General features: G+C 68.9%; 11 protein-coding genes and 3 pseudogenes. 7 read left to right on the top strand and 7 right to left on the bottom strand.

The features are described from left to right. Positions 1-56: 56 nt before the first annotated feature. Both C8250_RS41285 and C8250_RS41290 read right to left on the bottom strand, forming a co-directional pair. Positions 57-1,889, bottom strand: coding sequence for an adenylyl cyclase (locus C8250_RS41285; RefSeq protein ID WP_244809726.1), 1,833 nt, complete (start codon positions 1,887-1,889; stop codon positions 57-59). Positions 1,890-2,506: 617 nt separating this feature from the next. After that, on the bottom strand, positions 2,507-3,157 hold the full coding sequence (locus C8250_RS41290; protein WP_138351884.1) for a LysE family translocator: 651 nt from the start codon (positions 3,155-3,157) through the stop codon (positions 2,507-2,509). An 837-nt stretch (positions 3,158-3,994) separates the two neighbouring features. Here C8250_RS41290 and C8250_RS44215 point away from each other — a divergent pair. After that, positions 3,995-4,477: an RICIN domain-containing protein gene (locus C8250_RS44215; RefSeq protein WP_164297728.1), complete on the top strand. Its 483-nt coding sequence runs from the start codon at positions 3,995-3,997 to the stop codon at positions 4,475-4,477. A gap of 564 nt (positions 4,478-5,041) precedes the next feature. Here the strand turns inward: C8250_RS44215 and C8250_RS41300 are convergent. Further along, positions 5,042-6,034 carry a Ku protein gene (locus C8250_RS41300; protein ID WP_138351883.1) on the bottom strand — a complete coding sequence of 331 codons (993 nt, stop codon included), beginning with the start codon at positions 6,032-6,034 and terminating at the stop codon, positions 5,042-5,044. A gap of 207 nt (positions 6,035-6,241) precedes the next feature. Between C8250_RS41300 and C8250_RS41305 the strand changes: the two genes are divergently transcribed. The 4 genes and pseudogenes from C8250_RS41305 to C8250_RS44605 all read left to right on the top strand — a co-directional run bounded on the left by C8250_RS41305 (position 6,242) and on the right by C8250_RS44605 (position 10,713). Beyond that, the gene (locus C8250_RS41305) at positions 6,242-9,694 is read left to right on the top strand and encodes a DNA polymerase III subunit alpha (protein WP_138351882.1); all 3,453 of its coding nucleotides are present in this window, start codon (positions 6,242-6,244) and stop codon (positions 9,692-9,694) included. A 5-nt stretch (positions 9,695-9,699) separates the two neighbouring features. Further along, on the top strand, positions 9,700-10,314 hold the full coding sequence (locus tag C8250_RS44220) for a hypothetical protein (protein ID WP_232486249.1): 615 nt from the start codon (positions 9,700-9,702) through the stop codon (positions 10,312-10,314). Between the two features lie 15 nt (positions 10,315-10,329). Continuing rightward, positions 10,330-10,578 (top strand): annotated as a pseudogene (locus C8250_RS44600) (hypothetical protein); the annotation flags it as partial. Positions 10,579-10,581: 3 nt separating this feature from the next. Beyond that, the gene (locus C8250_RS44605) at positions 10,582-10,713 is read left to right on the top strand and encodes a hypothetical protein (RefSeq protein ID WP_269770876.1); all 132 of its coding nucleotides are present in this window, start codon (positions 10,582-10,584) and stop codon (positions 10,711-10,713) included. Between the two features lie 158 nt (positions 10,714-10,871). On the opposite strand, the gene C8250_RS41315 is transcribed toward C8250_RS44605, so the two are convergent. Both C8250_RS41315 and C8250_RS41320 read right to left on the bottom strand, forming a co-directional pair. Next, the gene (locus tag C8250_RS41315; RefSeq protein ID WP_187145197.1) at positions 10,872-11,087 is read right to left on the bottom strand and encodes a DUF6243 family protein; all 216 of its coding nucleotides are present in this window, start codon (positions 11,085-11,087) and stop codon (positions 10,872-10,874) included. 669 nt (positions 11,088-11,756) lie between these two features. After that, positions 11,757-11,960 (bottom strand): annotated as a pseudogene (locus tag C8250_RS41320) (transposase); the annotation flags it as partial. Between the two features lie 166 nt (positions 11,961-12,126). Between C8250_RS41320 and C8250_RS41325 the strand changes: the two are divergent. Together C8250_RS41325 and C8250_RS41330 are read left to right on the top strand one after the other, a co-directional pair. Then, entirely contained in the window at positions 12,127-12,531 is a 405-nt protein-coding gene (locus C8250_RS41325) for a type II toxin-antitoxin system PemK/MazF family toxin (protein ID WP_138351880.1), read from the top strand. A 216-nt stretch (positions 12,532-12,747) separates the two neighbouring features. Further along, complete coding sequence (locus C8250_RS41330; RefSeq protein WP_138351879.1) at positions 12,748-13,209, top strand: DUF4279 domain-containing protein; 462 nt, start codon at positions 12,748-12,750, stop codon at positions 13,207-13,209. Positions 13,210-13,248: 39 nt separating this feature from the next. Here C8250_RS41330 and C8250_RS41335 read toward each other — a convergent pair whose 3' ends face one another. Both C8250_RS41335 and C8250_RS41340 read right to left on the bottom strand, forming a co-directional pair. Beyond that, complete coding sequence (locus tag C8250_RS41335; protein ID WP_232485878.1) at positions 13,249-13,842, bottom strand: transposase; 594 nt, start codon at positions 13,840-13,842, stop codon at positions 13,249-13,251. Then, positions 13,767-14,308 (bottom strand): annotated as a pseudogene (locus C8250_RS41340) (winged helix-turn-helix domain-containing protein). Before C8250_RS41340 ends, C8250_RS41335 begins: the two are co-directional and overlap by 76 nt. Between the last annotated feature and the right edge of the window lie 520 nt (positions 14,309-14,828).

Genomic DNA, 14,828 nt, shown 5'->3' on the forward strand with positions numbered 1-14,828 from the left:
CGGGCGGGCCCCTTCGAGGAGCCCGCCCGCGGCGTTCGTTGGCGCGATGAAGGGCGTCAGACGACGCTCTCGCCGTTGCCGTACGCCTTCATGTTGTATGTCCCGAAGCCGTTCTGGACGGGGTCGCCGGCGTTGTTGATGCAGTGCACGATGCCGCCACCGCCCGCGCCGTTGAGGCAGACGGTCATCAGGTCGGTGAAGACGACGCCGGGCGAATCGGGGACCTCATAGGCGCGGTCGGTGTAGATGTCCGCGTTGAGGTTGAAGAAGCAGTAGCTGCCCAGACCCCAGGCGTGGTGCTCCCTGACCCGGTCGGCGACCTTGTAGGCGGCGTAGCCCTTGGTGGAGCCGTGCACCCAGGCGCTCTGGGTGGGCACGTCGTACGGGTGCTCGTTCTGGAAGAAGTACGTGCGGCCGTGGTCGCCGTTCCACAGCACTTCGTACTTCTGGTAATGCTCCACGAACAGCCCGTACGTGGTGACGTGGTCGCCGTTGACCAGGAAGCCGGTGTCGGCGGGGTTGACCGCCCAGCCGACCGTGTCGTCCAGGCCGTGGTCGGCGCGCCACAGCCACAGGTGGTCGCAGAAGACGTCGTTGCTGTCGATCTGCACGCTGACGCCGGCGCCGCCGGCGATGGCGCCGCCGATCCGGGCGAAGACGTCGAAGAGTGCGGTGGGGTCGGAGTCGTGGCGGCGCCGGCTGCGCCCCTTGCCGACCCGCAGCAGCACCGGGGTGTGCGCCGAGGCCGCCTCGACGAGCACACCGGCGACGGTGACGCCGCTCACGTCGGCGACCTCGATGAGCGTATTGCCGTGTGTCGAGCGCAGCGTCGTGTAGCCCAGGCCCAGCACGACCGTGCCGGGGCGGGTGACGCGGATCGTCGAGGACAGGTTGTAGATGCCGGGGGTGAACAGCAGGTGCTGCCCGTGTTCCAGCGCGCGGTTGATCTCGGCGGCGGAGTCGCCGGGCCTGGCCACGAAGAAGCGGGACAGTGCGATGGTGCGGCCCGCGGCCGGTCCGCTCGCCCAGGTGGTGCCGGTGGAGTTACGTCGCAGCGCGGGCACGAAGACCTGGTAGGAGCCGTGCCGGTCCACGGTCAGGAACGGCTTCTCGCGGACGACCGGGGTGCGGTCGATGGTGGTGTGGGGCGGCGTCGGGAAGGACTGGGCGGGTGCGCCCTGGACGCCGACGAAGACCATGTTCCAGTTGGCGCCGGTCCAGCTGCCGATGGTGTCGTTGCGGGACAGCCACTGCTGCTGCGAGCCGGACTCGACATAGCCGTCCACCACGCTGTCGGCCAGGTAGCCGCCGCTGGACCACCGGTTGCCGGGCGGGCTCGGCCACAGGGTGGCGTTGCCCTTGATGTGGACCCGGCGCAGCGGGCACGCCTGGGCGACAGCCCAGCGGTTGAGGCCGTCCGGCGGCACGATGGTCAGGTTCTCCGCGGCGCGCCAGAAGTTCTGCGTGCCGTTGCCCTCGAACCACTGGGCGTCGACCGTGACATGACCGTTGATCACCACGTCGCCGGGGGCGGCGCCGAGGCCGAGGACGTGGGTGTAGAAGCCGACGTTGATGTCGACGTTGTACGTGCCAGGCCGGAAGGCCAAGGCGAAGCGCTCGCTGCCGAACTGGTTGGACTCCTGGAGGGCGAACACGGCGTCGACCTTGGCCTGGATCGCGGCGTCGCCCATGGACGGGTCGAAGACCAGGACGTTCGGGCCGAGTGCTGCGGCGCTGTGACCGTAAACGTTTCCGGGCTCGTGCGACGACGAGGCGGACGCGGACGACGACGCGAATGCCGATCCGGCGGAGATGCCGCCGGCCAGCGGTATCGCAGCGGCGACGGCAGCGCCGCGCAGCACGGTACGGCGAGTGGGAATGACAGACACAGCTCTCCCTGGACGTGGTGGATGGGGCGGCCGCGGCTGGTCCCTCAGCCGCGGGAGAGCGCTCTCAGGCTGGAAGTGAATCACCGTGGGTATGCAGCGTCAATAGGCGGGCAGCCGCCTGAGTTCCGGGAGTTGGCGGCCGGCCCGCGACAACTATTCCGCACCCAGGACCGACCGGGCGGGCTGCAGCAGTGGGTGAACTTCGGGCTCTCTCGGCCTCCGCCCAAGTCGACGTGGCAATCGCGGACCTCGCCGGGCGTCCTGCCGTGGGAGGGCGAATTCGTCTCCCCCCAGGGCATGCGGTTCCATCCGGACGCAGGCGACGGTGAGTCCCCAGGCTCGAGGCGGCAGCGATCACTAGGACAGACGACACCGCCAGGACGGACCCGCCGGTCATGACCGCGCGAGGTCCGTCGTGGTCCACGATTCTGCCGATCGGGATGCCGGCCGGCTGCGGCGAGACGAGGTGGGCGGCCGGGAACGCGGCGGCGGCCGGGAACGCGAACCACAGGCGACTGCCGCGACTGTCCACATCAGGCTGCGGCACGATCGCCTCCACCACCTGTTCGGCGTGGGTGACCCGCTCACCTGGGGACCGCGCCCTGCCTTGAGTGGGGTCAGGCTGGGACCAGCGCTTTGGAGCGGTCGGCAGCGATGTGTACGGCCAGCCCCGCCAGTACGGTGCCCATCAGGTACCGCTGGACTCGCAGCCAGGCGGGCCGCCGGCCGAGGAAGCCCGCGATCGTGCCGGCCGCCAGCATGACCGTGCAGTTGACGGTGATCCCGATCGTGACCTGTACGAGGCCCAGCAGGAAACTCTGCGCGGCTACGTGCCCTCGCGCCGGGTCGATGAACTGGGGGAGCAGCGACACGTACAGGATGGCGATCTTGGGGTTGAGGAGGTTGGTGACAAGCCCCATCGTGAACAGCCGGCGCGGCCGGTCTGCGGCCAGCTCCTTGGGTGCGAACGCCGAGGCGCCACCGGGCCGGACTGCCTGCCAGGCAAGGTAGAGCAGGTAGGCGGCTCCGCCTGCTTTGAGGACGGTGTAGAGGGCCGGCACTACGGCGAAGATCGTGGCCAGGCCGGCGGTGGCCACTGCGAGGTAGACCAGGAAGCCGACCGCGACCCCGGCCAAGGAGATCAGCCCGGCGCGGCGGCCCTGGGTGATCGACCGTGAGGCCAGGTAGATCATGTTCGGGCCGGGGATGAGGGCCATGCCCAGTTCCATCGCGGCCACTGCGGCGACCGCGCCGAGGGAGACAACCATTCGCATCTGCTTTCGAGGGTTGTGCCGACCTTATCGCGGCCGGACCGGAGAAGATCATCCCGCGATCCTCCGTCGGCTCCAACTCCGGTGGTCCGTCGCTCGAACAGATGCAAGTCACCGGGCTGTTGCGGTTCCCACTACCGCGTCACGGCACAGCCGCTCCGCGGGTAGGTCCTCATGCCCGGCAACCGGCCGGCGCCTGTGGTCGAGCCAAGCGACGTCGCCGACCGCCAGCCACGGCTCGCGGGCCATGGCCTCCGGGCGGGCAGGCGCGGCGGCACGGGCTGCGTCCGAGTTGTGCGGGGGCCAGGGGCATGGTCGATCCACGACGCCACCGGCAACAGCGGACAGACGAACTCCCACTCGGTATCGGACAGTTCATGTCGACGTATCACCCGACCATGATCCACTACTCAAGATTGTTTGAAGACACCGCCTAGGACGAATCAAGGACGAATCCAGGACGGCCGACGGACACGTGTCCATAGCGTCTCCGTAGCGGTGCTCACCGAAGACCAATAGGCGGGCTATGCGTGCGGAGCGTGCCTTCGGATTCCGCGCTTGAGGCGACCAGGGGAGGTGGCCGGATTGATCAATGCCAGGCACGACTCGTCTTTCGTACTTTTCGGCTGGGCAACGGGGGTGCGTTTCCTTTCGGGGGACGCGACCTCTGACCAGCGGCGACACGCCATTACTTGCGGTCGCTCCAGGTGCTCCTTGGGTTCGCTCCGCTGGCCGAGGCCCAACCGAGTTGCCTGCCACGCCTGCCCGGTGCGACCGGAAGCATCTGCAGAGACCCATCAGCGCACGATTCGTCAGATTGAGGAGACCAGCACCATGCTCAAGCTCCGAACTACCCGACGCGTCCTTGCCACGGCCGCCGCCACGCTCGCACTTGCCGGCGGCGTCACCGCCGCTACGGCGGGCAGTGCCAGCGCCGCCTGGCGGAACGGCGAGATGTACAACCTCGCGAAGAGCGAGTGTCTTGACGGGGGCGGCGGTTGGGTCAGCACCTGGGGCTGCAACGGCTCCCCGGTGCAGATCTGGCGGGACATTGCCCCGACTACTGACAGCACCTACCAACTGAGCGACAACGCGGGCCAGTGCCTCGACGGTGGACAGAGCTCGGGCCTGTTCTCGTGCAACGGCGGCGACTGGCAGAGGTGGACCGTCGAGAAGGCGGGCACCGTCGACGGACGTACCTACTACCGCTTCCGCTGGGCACACGACGCGTCCAAGTGCCTGGATGGCGGGCAGAGCAGGCAGGCGATGTGGTTCCCCTGCAACGGCGGGGCATGGCAGATGTGGTCCTGGAACTGACCCAGGTCTGCCGGTGCGGCTCGCCGGTTTTCCGGCGGGCTGCACCGGGACGCCGTAGCTGGGCGATTGTCGCGCGGTCGTCCACGCTGTTCCGGTGCGGAACTTCCACACGATGCCGTTGAGCACCGTACGGTCGTCCATCCGCTTCCTGCCCTGCAGCGACACCGGCAGCAGCGGCTGGACGAACTCCCACTCGCATCAGACAGGTCATGTCGACGTATCACCCGACCATGATCCATCACTCAAGACCGTTTGAAGACACCGCCTGGGGGGCTTGGGTGAGCGCGTCGCGGCCGAACAGGAGGGCGTATCCGGTGGGGAGTTGGGTGAGGATCCGGTCGAGGAGTTGGGGGCCGGCGAGGTGGGCGACAGTGGGACTTCGCCGATGCGCCCGGAACTGCACCAGCACTGATCCTGCCTGAGGAGGGGCAGGCCGTCAGGAGGTGGGGAGCCTTGGGGCAGCCAACTGTGGGTGCGGACGGCATGGTCCGCTGCCTTCACGCGGCGACCTGCCCCGGAAACTTGCTGGGCTCGTCGACCCTCACGGGGTACTGACCGTAGGCATCAGGCACTGCGTTTGCGCGCAACAGCCTTCTTCGCCGGGGCCCTCTTGGCTGCCTTCTTCGCGGTCGACTTCTTTCCCTCGCCGCCGGCCTTGGGTGTGCTGCGCGTGCGGCTGTGGGTGTCGGACGTGGAGGCGTGGCTGGCAGCGGTCTTCTTCGCCGGCGCCTTCTTGGCGGTCTTCTTCGCGGGGGCGATGTCGTGGACCGTGGCGTCTTCGCCGCGGTTCTCCTTGGCCTGGGCGAGGCTGGCTTCCAGTGCCTGCATCAGGTCCACGACCTTCCCGGCCGCGGGCGCGGGGGTGCCGGCAGGAGTGACTTCGGCGCCGTCGACCTTGGCCCGCACCAGGTCCGCCACCGCAGCGGTGTACCGGTCCTCGTAGGCGTCCAGGTCGGCTTCGCCCAAGGCGTCGATCAGGGCGATGGCGGCTTTGATCTCGTTGTCGGCGAGTTCCACCTTTCCGGTGGGTGCTGCCTCGGCCGGTGACTTCATCTCGTCGGGCCAGTGCAGGGTGTGCGCGATCAGGACGTCCTCGTAGGCGTAGATCAGCACGAGGTGTTCCTTGTTGTGCAGTGCCACCTTCCCCACGGCGGCCTTCCCGGACCGGGCCAGGGCCTGGCGCATCAGGACGTACGGTTTGTCCCCGCCGGGGCCGGGTTGCAGGACGTACGGGCTGTTGTACTGGGCGATGGGGACGTCGGCCATGTCGAGGAAGCCGCTGATCTCGATGGTCTTCGCGGTGGGCAGCGGCATGGCGGCGAGCTCGTCGTCCGTGATCTCCACCAGCGTGCCGTCGGCGGTCTCGTAGGCGCGGCCGATCTCGTCCGGGTTCAGGACCGTGTCGTCCAGTTCGCACTTCTTGCGGTACCGCACCGGACCGTGGTCCGCCTTGTGCATCTGCCGGAACGGGATCTTGTGGCTGCTGACCGTCGACCCGAGGCGCACCGGGATGGACACCAGGCCGAAGCTGACCGTCCCGGACCACAGCGGCTTCATCGCACCGTTCCCTCAGCTGAGCGGCTCATGTGTCGACGCTACGACCGCCGCAGTCGCCCCGCGACCGCACTGCAGTCCCATGGCCAAGCTGATGCGAGTGGTGACAGAGAGTCTCAATCGAACGAATGTACGGATGGGGGGTTATGGTGGAGATGCGACGGAGTGCTTCCGGTGGGGAGGGCGTGTGGGTGAGCACTGGAGGTGCGGATGTCGTCGTTTACGCACCTCCACGCCACGTCGGGCTATTCGGCCCGCTACGGTGCCGCGCACGTCGATCACCTCGTGCGCCGGGCGGCGGAGCGCGGCATGGGTGCGCTGGCGCTCACGGACCGTGACAATGTCACCGGCGCCGTACGGTTCGCCAAGGCCTGCGACGCCCGCGGCGTCCGCCCGATCTTCGGCGTCGACATCGCCGTCGCACCTCACTGCGAGGCGCCCCTCGGGGCACAGCTTCGTCGTCGGACCCCCGTGCGCGGCGGTGCCCATGTGGTGGAGGCGCCCCTGCGAGTGACGCTGCTGGCGCAGAACGCCGACGGGTGGGCGCGCCTGTGCCGCCTGATCTCCGCCGCGTACGCGGATACGGTCGCGGGCCTGCCGGTGGTGTCCTGGTCGGCCCTGGGGCAGCACGCGGGGGAGGGGCTGACGGTTCTGCTCGGCCCGGTCTCCGAACCCGTCCGCGCCCTGACCGCCGGCCGTGAGGACCTGGCCGAGCAGCTCCTCGCCCCGTGGCGGGACCTGGCCGGCGACAACCTGCGGATGGAGGTGGTGTGGTTCGGGCTGCAGGGCACCGGACCCGGTTCGCTGCGGCTGGCCGGCCGCACCCTGACTCTGGCCGACCGGCTCACCATCCCGGCTGTGCTCACCAATGCGGTCCGCTACGCCGACCGCGACCAGCACCGCCTCGCGGACGTCCTGGACGCCGCCCGGCTGCTGCGCCCCATCGACCGCCGGCGCCTCGACACGGGGGAGCGGTGGCTGAAGGACGCGGCATCAATGACCGCGGCCGCCGACCGCATCGCCGAAGCCGCCGGTGCCGGGCCGGAGCGCGCACAGCAGCTGATGGCGGAGACCGCAGGCACGGCGGTGCGGTGCCGGGTCGATCCGGTGGCCGATCTGGGGCTGGGCACCCCGCACTTTCCCGAGCCGGGCGTGGTCGGCGCGGGTACCGGTCCTGCTGAGGCGGCGGCGTTGCTGCGGGAGCGGTGTGAGGCGGGCATGGTCCGACGCGGCCTGGACCGCGATCCGGCCGCGGTGCAGAGGCTTCAGGAGGAGCTGGCGGTCATCGCGGGCCTGCAGTACGACACGTACTTCCTCACCGTCGCGGCCGTGGTCGCCGATGTGCGGGAGATGGGCATTCGGGTGGCTGCCCGTGGTTCGGGGGCCGGGTCGATGGTCAATCACGCCCTGTACATCGCCACCGCCAACCCGCTGGAACATCACCTGCTCTTCGAACGGTTCCTCAACCCTCGACGTACCTCGCTGCCGGACATCGACATCGATGTGGAGTCCGCCCGCCGCCTGGACGTCTATGACCGCATCATCGAACGCTTCGGCACGGACCGCGTCGCGGTCACCGGCATGCCCGAGACCTACCGCGCCCGCCACGCGCTCCGCGACACCGGGATGGCCCTGGGTATCGCCCCGCACACGGTGGACCGCATCGCGAAATCCTTTCCGCACATCCGGGCCTGCGACATCACCTCAGCGATGGCCGAGCTGCCGGAACTGCGCGAACTAGCTGCGGTGGCGGGCCAGTTCGGGCCGCTGTGGGAGCTCGCTGAGGGACTGGACGCGCTGCCGCGAGGGATGGCGATGCACCCGTGCGGCGTCATCGTCAGCAGCGCCACCCTCCTGAACCGGCTCCCGGTGCAACCCACACCCGGCGGATATCCGATGGTGCAGGCCGACAAGGAGGACGTCGAAGACCTCGGGCTGATCAAACTGGATGTGCTGGGGGTGCGGATGCAGTCCGCCATGGCGCACGCCGTCACCGAGATCCAGCGCACCACCGGCCAGCACATTGATCTCGACGACAGCCATCAGGTGCCGCTCGATGACTTCTTCGCCTTCAAGCTGATCCAGGCATCCGACACCATCGGCCTGTTCCAGCTGGAGAGCCCCGGCCAACAAGACCTTCTGGCCCGGCTGCAGCCGCGTGACCCGCAGGACGTCATCGCCGACATCAGCCTCTTCCGCCCCGGCCCGGTCGCCGGCGGGATGCCCGCGCAGTACATCGCCGCCCGCCATGGCGCCGCCCCCGCCTATCCGCACCCCGATCTTGAACCGGTGCTGGCCGACACCTATGGGGTGACGATCTGGCACGAGCAGATCATCGACATGCTCGCGACCCTCACGGGCTGTGACCGCTCCCTGGCCGAGATTGCCCGCCGCGCCCTGGGCGACAAGAACCGGCTGCCGAAACTGCGCGACTGGTTCCTACGCGAGGCCGGAGCCCGGGGCTACACCCCGGCGGTGCTGGACGAGGTGTGGGAGATCATCGAATCGTTCGGCGCCTACGGCTTCTGCCGCGCACACGCCGTCGCCTTCGCGGTGCCGGCGCTGCAGTCCGCCTGGCTCAAGGCCCACCATCCCGCTGCCCTGTACGCAGGGCTGCTGGAGCACGACCCAGGGATGTGGCCGAAGCGGGTGATCGTCGCGGACGCCCGCCGCCACAACGTGCCCGTCCTCAGCGTCGACGTCAACCACTCCCAGGCCACCCACACCGTGGAGCCGATGCCCGACGGAACCTGGGGTGTGCGGTTGGCGCTGTCCGCGGTCAAAGGCATCAGCGACGACCAGGTCGCCCGGCTGGTGGCCGCCCAGCCCTACGCCTCGCTGCAGGACGTGTGGCAGCGCGCCCGCCCGGCACGGCCGACCGCGGAACGCCTCGCGGAAGTCGGCGCCTTGGACGCCCTACGTGGCTCGTTGACCCGCCGGGATCTGCTCCTGCAGATCGCCGAACTACACCGCCACGCCCGAGGCCACCAGGGTGACGGGCAGCTACCGCTGCAGGACATCAGCACCAGCTCCGCCCCCAGCGGGCTGCCCGAGATGACCGGCCGCGAAGCGCTGGGTGCCGAGCTCGAGACCCTGAGCATTGATGTCAGCCAGCACCTCATGGAGCACCACCACCGACTGCTGCGCGAGGTCGGCGCCACCGACGCCGCCCACCTGGGCGCCCTCGAATCCGGCCAGACCGTCCTGGTGGCGGGGGTGCGCGCCTCGACGCAGACCCCGCCCATCGCGTCCGGCAAGCGCATCATCTTCGTGACGTTGGAAGATGGCTCCGGACTGGTCGATCTGGCGTTCTTCGAAGACTCCCACCCCGCCTGTGCCCACACCATCTTCCACAGCGGTCTGCTCCTGGTCCGCGGCACCGTCCAGCGCCGGGGACCGCGCCGCACCGTGGTCGGCACCCGGGTCTGGGACCTCGAAGCCCTCGCCGCCGCCCGCCGCGACGACGGACCCGAAGCCGTCCTGCGCCTCCTGGGCGACACCACCCGTCCCGAAAGCACCCCCGCCCAGCCCCCGCAGCGCACCCTCGCCAACGGAACCAGCGGCGCCACCTTGCACCCGTGGGCCGACCTGCAGCCCGCCGGCACCCGTTCCGCGAACCTGACCAGACTCGGCCACACCAGCCCAGGAAGCGCGGGCGGGTGACCCTCATGCAGCCGGTACAGCGCCACATCCTGCACGCGCACTTCCACGGGAACGCGCGCGACGACCCCGAGCTGTACCAGCACCTCTTGGAGCTCTTGGAGAACATCAGTCCCCGCGTCCAGGCGCTGGAACCCGACGGTGCGCAGATGGACCTCACCGGTGCGCTGCGCTATTTCGACCGCAGCCCCCGGGATATCGCTGAGCTGATCCGCCTACGGGTGGTGGCTCTTCACGGCGTCCAGGTGACGCTCGCCATCGCGGGCAATCGGCTGCTGGCCGGCATGGCCGCCGCCGTGACGCCGCCCGGCGACATCACCGTCATCGGCCCCGACCCGCACGACATCGCCATGTACCTGCGCCCTCAACCCGTCAGCGCACTGCCCGGCGTCGGGCCGGCCACCGTGAAGACGTTGACCCGGCACGGTCTGCACCGTGTCGGAGACCTCGCCGACGCGCCGCTGCTCACGACCCAGCGGCTGCTGGGGGCGACCACGGGCCAGGCCCTGTACGACCGTGCCCACGGCCGCGACCCCCGCCCCGTCACCCCGCAACCCGTCGCCCGCTCCATCACCTCCGAGCACCTCTTCGACCGCGACGAACTCGACCCCGACCAGCACTGACGCGTACTCCTCGGCCTCAGCGACCAGCTCGCCTCCCGGCTACGGTCACAGGCGCAGATCGCCGGCGCCCTGTTCCTCACGGCCCGCTACGCCGACCGCTCGGCCAGCACCCGAACCCGACCCCTGCCCGAAGCCTCAGCACACGGGGATGACATCCGTGCCGCCGCCTACGAGCTCTACGCGGCACTCGGCCTGCAGCGCGCCCGCGTCCGATCCCTCACCCTGCGCGCCGAACAACTCCGCCCCGCCCACACCGCCGCACACCAGATGAGCCTGGACCAAGTCCGGGAGAACCGCCTCGCCATCGACCCGGCCATCGACAAGGCCAACGCCCGCTTCGGCCCCGGCGCCGTACGCCCGGCCAGCCTGGCGGCGAAACTCCGAGGCCGGGATGTCTGATCCGCTTCGGTAAGCCAGCTCACTATGTCTGCTCGGCTGAGAGCGGAGCGGGACCGGCCGCGCCCGGTGCGGCAGCAGAGCCCTGATACGGCCGCAGGGCCCGGACCGCGTGTCGCGGTCCGGGCCCTGCCCCGGTGCCGCTCTGCGGCGGCGGTGCGTCAGCTCTGTGCGGTGTCGTCGCCCGCCTGCCCGGTGCCCTCAGCTGCGCCTGCCTTCTCGCGCATCTTGCGCAGCAGCTCTGCCTTCTGGTCCGCTGCACCCTGACGGTCGAGGTTGCGGTGCGGACCGTTGTTCTGCCGCTCGGCGCGGGACAGCCTCTTGCGCTGGCCGCCGCCCATGCCCACGGGATTGTTGATGTTCTTGCTCACGGTCACGGGTTCTCCCGGTAATGATGTGAAGTGATCTACGGATTCATCGGTGGGGGACGGGCGGCGACGTCGAGGGACGTCAGCAGAGGCCCATCACGCTCTCACTCGTAAATCGGCGTCTGGAAGAACATGACAACGTTACCCGGTTCCGTCGGCCCCGCACACCAACCTCCTCGCCGCCCCGGCGTCGGCCGGGTCTTCGCCGGGCGCCCGGGGTCAGCCGTTTCCTTCCAGGAATCTCAGCACCGCCAGCACCCGTCAGTGGGCGCCGCCCGCCCCGAGCAGGTCCAGATGGGCGTTACCGGGCCGCTGTGGACGGTGTCAGTGGTCGCGACCACACCGACGGTATGAGAGATCATCTCCGTTGCCCCGCCGTTACGGGACGCCCGTCAGCAGCGAGCCGGTACGTCAGTCCAGCCATCCGATGCGAGACGTGGCCCGGCACCCCTGCCCCGTCCTGCCGTTGGTCTGTGGGCCAAGGCGAGGCGATCGGCGCCGCGCTGCCCGGGACCGCATGGAGCGCTGCCGTACCCACTACGCGCGCAACTTGCTGACCAAGGTTCCGAAGTCCGCTCAGCCGTAGGTGGCCACCTTGTTGCGGACGGTCTTCGAACAGCCCGACGCCGACGCCGTCCGCCACCAGATGGAGTCTGTGATCACCACCCTCGACGACAAGTCACCCACCTCGTCGTGGACTTGGTCGGCATCCCACTTCGCCCTCCCGAGCAGGTGCTGCATGCCGTCCGGGGTCCTGTCCCCGGCCCACTCGGCGATGGTCCAGCAGTTCTTGCGCGGCAGGTCCGACAACTGGCCGAGTACCAACTTCCTGGCCCGGCGTCGGGATTCGACCCGTGTGAAGCGTCCCGCTATCCGGCTCATCAGGCCCTCGAACGCCTCCTGCCAGCCGGCAGGGTCTACGCTGTGACCTGCGGCCACCGCATGATCGTTTGTCTTCACACACCGATGATCAACGGTGGCCGCACCCGTTTCCACACCGCGTCAGGTCGCGCAGCGTCTGCCTGCCGTCCTGTGTATCGGAGGGCTTGTGCAACGTGGCGAAGTCTGGTGGGTCCAGTTCGACGAGCGGAGGTTGGTCGTACTGCTGTCAGGAGACGACGCGTCCGGGTTCCAGGTGATGCAGGTCGTCGCTCCGGCGGGCCTCGACATCAGCGGTCTGGGCATCGAAGTGACGGTCGGCGCCGGTGAAGGGCTGCCGCTCGAAGGCGTGCTGCGGCTCGCGTTCCCGCGTCCAGGCTTCACCCCGTGCACGTGGCTGACCACCGTGTCCCGGGACGACCTGATAGAGCGGGCGGCCGTCCTGTCCTCCAGGAAGCTCAGCGAGATCGACGATGCCCTCCGACTCGTTGAACAAGCACAGGAGCGGACCCCGGCAACGACCGCGAAGCTCAGCGAGATAAGGGACGCCCTCCGTCGCGGTGAACTCGGGTAGACGGAGAAGGAGCCGACGCCCGCGACGGCATGGGCGATCTCGGGCGAGATGATCCACGCTGGACACCTGCCGCCTCGACTCCCCTCACCCTCGAGATCACGATCTACGGCTGGAGTACTACTGAACTTGATTGGGTGATGTCGGGTGGGCGGGCTGTGCGTGCGTCCTGACGGGAATGCGGTGGCCGAACGCTGATCGGCCTGCGATTGTGTGGGCGTGCCAGAAGACCTGACGATGCGATCGCTGTTGCCGGACACGATGTGGGCGGCCGGGTCGATTCGGATCATGAGTCGGACCGTTCGCGCCGACGAGATCTCGGCTCGTCTGGGGATTGTTCCGGACGAGCTGTTCGAACAGGGGAGCTTGATGAGTCCCCGGAACCCGAGGAGTGCCCGGAGGGAGTCCAGTGTCTGGATCCGGCGGAGCGGTCTCGGAAGCGACAGCGAGCTTGAGGAGCACGTCGCGGCGCTGGTCCGAGTGGTCAGCGGCAGTCGTGAGGAGCTGATGCGTCTGTCCGCCGAGTGCGATCTGGATCTGTTTCTCGGGTTCGGCAGTGAGAGCGGTCAGGGAGCGTGCGTCCTGCCGGCCCGCCTGCTCGCCGAGGTCGGCGGGCTGGGTCTCACTGTCGTCCTCGACCTGTACCCGCCCACGTCAGAGGTGGGTGTCATGGGGGGATGATTGCCGCCCCACCCAAGCTGGGTCGAGGGACTCGACTGGTCAGTCGAAGGTGAGTCCGGTGCCGGTGAGGCAGCTGTCGACCAGGTCCGGGCGATACTGGATCTTCTTGAGCCGGCGCTTGACGACTCGGGTGATCTGCCCGAGGTCGGCGGCGAGGTTGCCGATGTCGCGCTTGACCAGGGACCAAATGCCCTCCTGCGGGTTGAGATCGGGGGCGTAGGCGGGCAGCTGGAACACAGTGAGCCACTCCTCGTTCGCGTCGATGAACTCCCGTATTCCGGCGGTCAGGTGGAGGCGGAGGTTGTCGCAGACCAGCACGATCGGGCCGCCGAGCTGGGCGTGAGCGCGGACAACCAGGTCGCGGAAATCCCGCGAACCAAAGCCCTTCGGTTCGTCCTTGCGCCCCCTGTACTCGCGGACCGCGTAGATGAGTCGGGACCGCTCGCCCGGCCTGTAGCAGGTCATGCCCGCCATCGACACCCGCCCGGAGCCGCGTCCGCGCACGCGGACGACGGATGTCTGGCCGATCCGGCCCCAGGTCCTGGCCCGCGGCGGAGTCATCGACTGCCCGGCCTCGTCCTCAAAGACCACCCAGGCGCCGCGCTCCGCCGCGACGCTCCTACCCACGGCCAGGTCTCCTTCCTCCATACTGCGACCGCCTCGTCGTCGCGCTCGATGGCCCGTCGTGCGGGCTGCTGCCACGACCAGCCGTGACGCTTCAGCAGCTGCCATGTGCCCTCTACCGTGTATGAGACGTGGAACAGCCGGCCGATCAGCGTCGTGATCCGGGCGAGCGTCCACCGCTGGTCCGCCCATCCGTGGGCGAGCGGGCCGCGCTCCAACTCCCGCTCCAGCCTCACGACCTGCGCCTCACTGAGCCGAGACCTTCCCGGAGAACCCTTCGACAGCACCCCGGCCTCGCCTTGTTCACGCCAGGCCCGTCGCCACCGCTCCACCGACCCCGCTCGCTCACCCGCAGCGCTGCAGCGATCTCCCCGTTCTTCTGCCCGCTCTCGAAGCGCTCGACGGCCTGCAGCCGCAACCGCTCCCGCTTGACTCTCTCAGCGTCGGTCAGCCCGCCGCCCTGCGCGTACCGCACACCTCACGGCTACCGGAACGGGCCAGCGACTGTCAGGCAAACGACCCCGACATCACCCAATCAAGTTCAGTAGCCTGAAAACGAATCACCGATTGGCCGTCGATACACCACGCCAACGGACGTGACCTTCCCCCGTCACGCAGATTGTTAGCGAGCAGAGGCAAATAGGGGGCCAGGCTGTGCCATGGCCCTGGGAGCGGGGCAAGGCCCTTGCGCTTGAACGCGGCGGTTTGTTCTACGGGCACTGGTGGCACCGGCTTAGGACACGAGGAATCATGGTCGTCAGTGGTTCGACTCGACCAGGCTCCGGCAAGTGCGTCACCGTAGATTTCTCGCGCCCTCAGTTCAGGATTCACAAGCAGCGTGCTGCGGCACTCGGCGGCCCAGGATCGCGCGGATCCCCATTTCACGGGACAATCGAGAAAGGAAGGGATTGCCGTGAAGAGCACACAGCCCACGACGCCAGTGGTGGTGACGCTCACCAGCTGCTCGCAAGAAGATGCCAATGCCGTCTTCGAGG

It is taken from the genome of Streptomyces sp. So13.3 (assembly GCF_005860785.2).
Taxonomy (GTDB): domain Bacteria; phylum Actinomycetota; class Actinomycetes; order Streptomycetales; family Streptomycetaceae; genus Actinacidiphila; species Actinacidiphila fildesensis.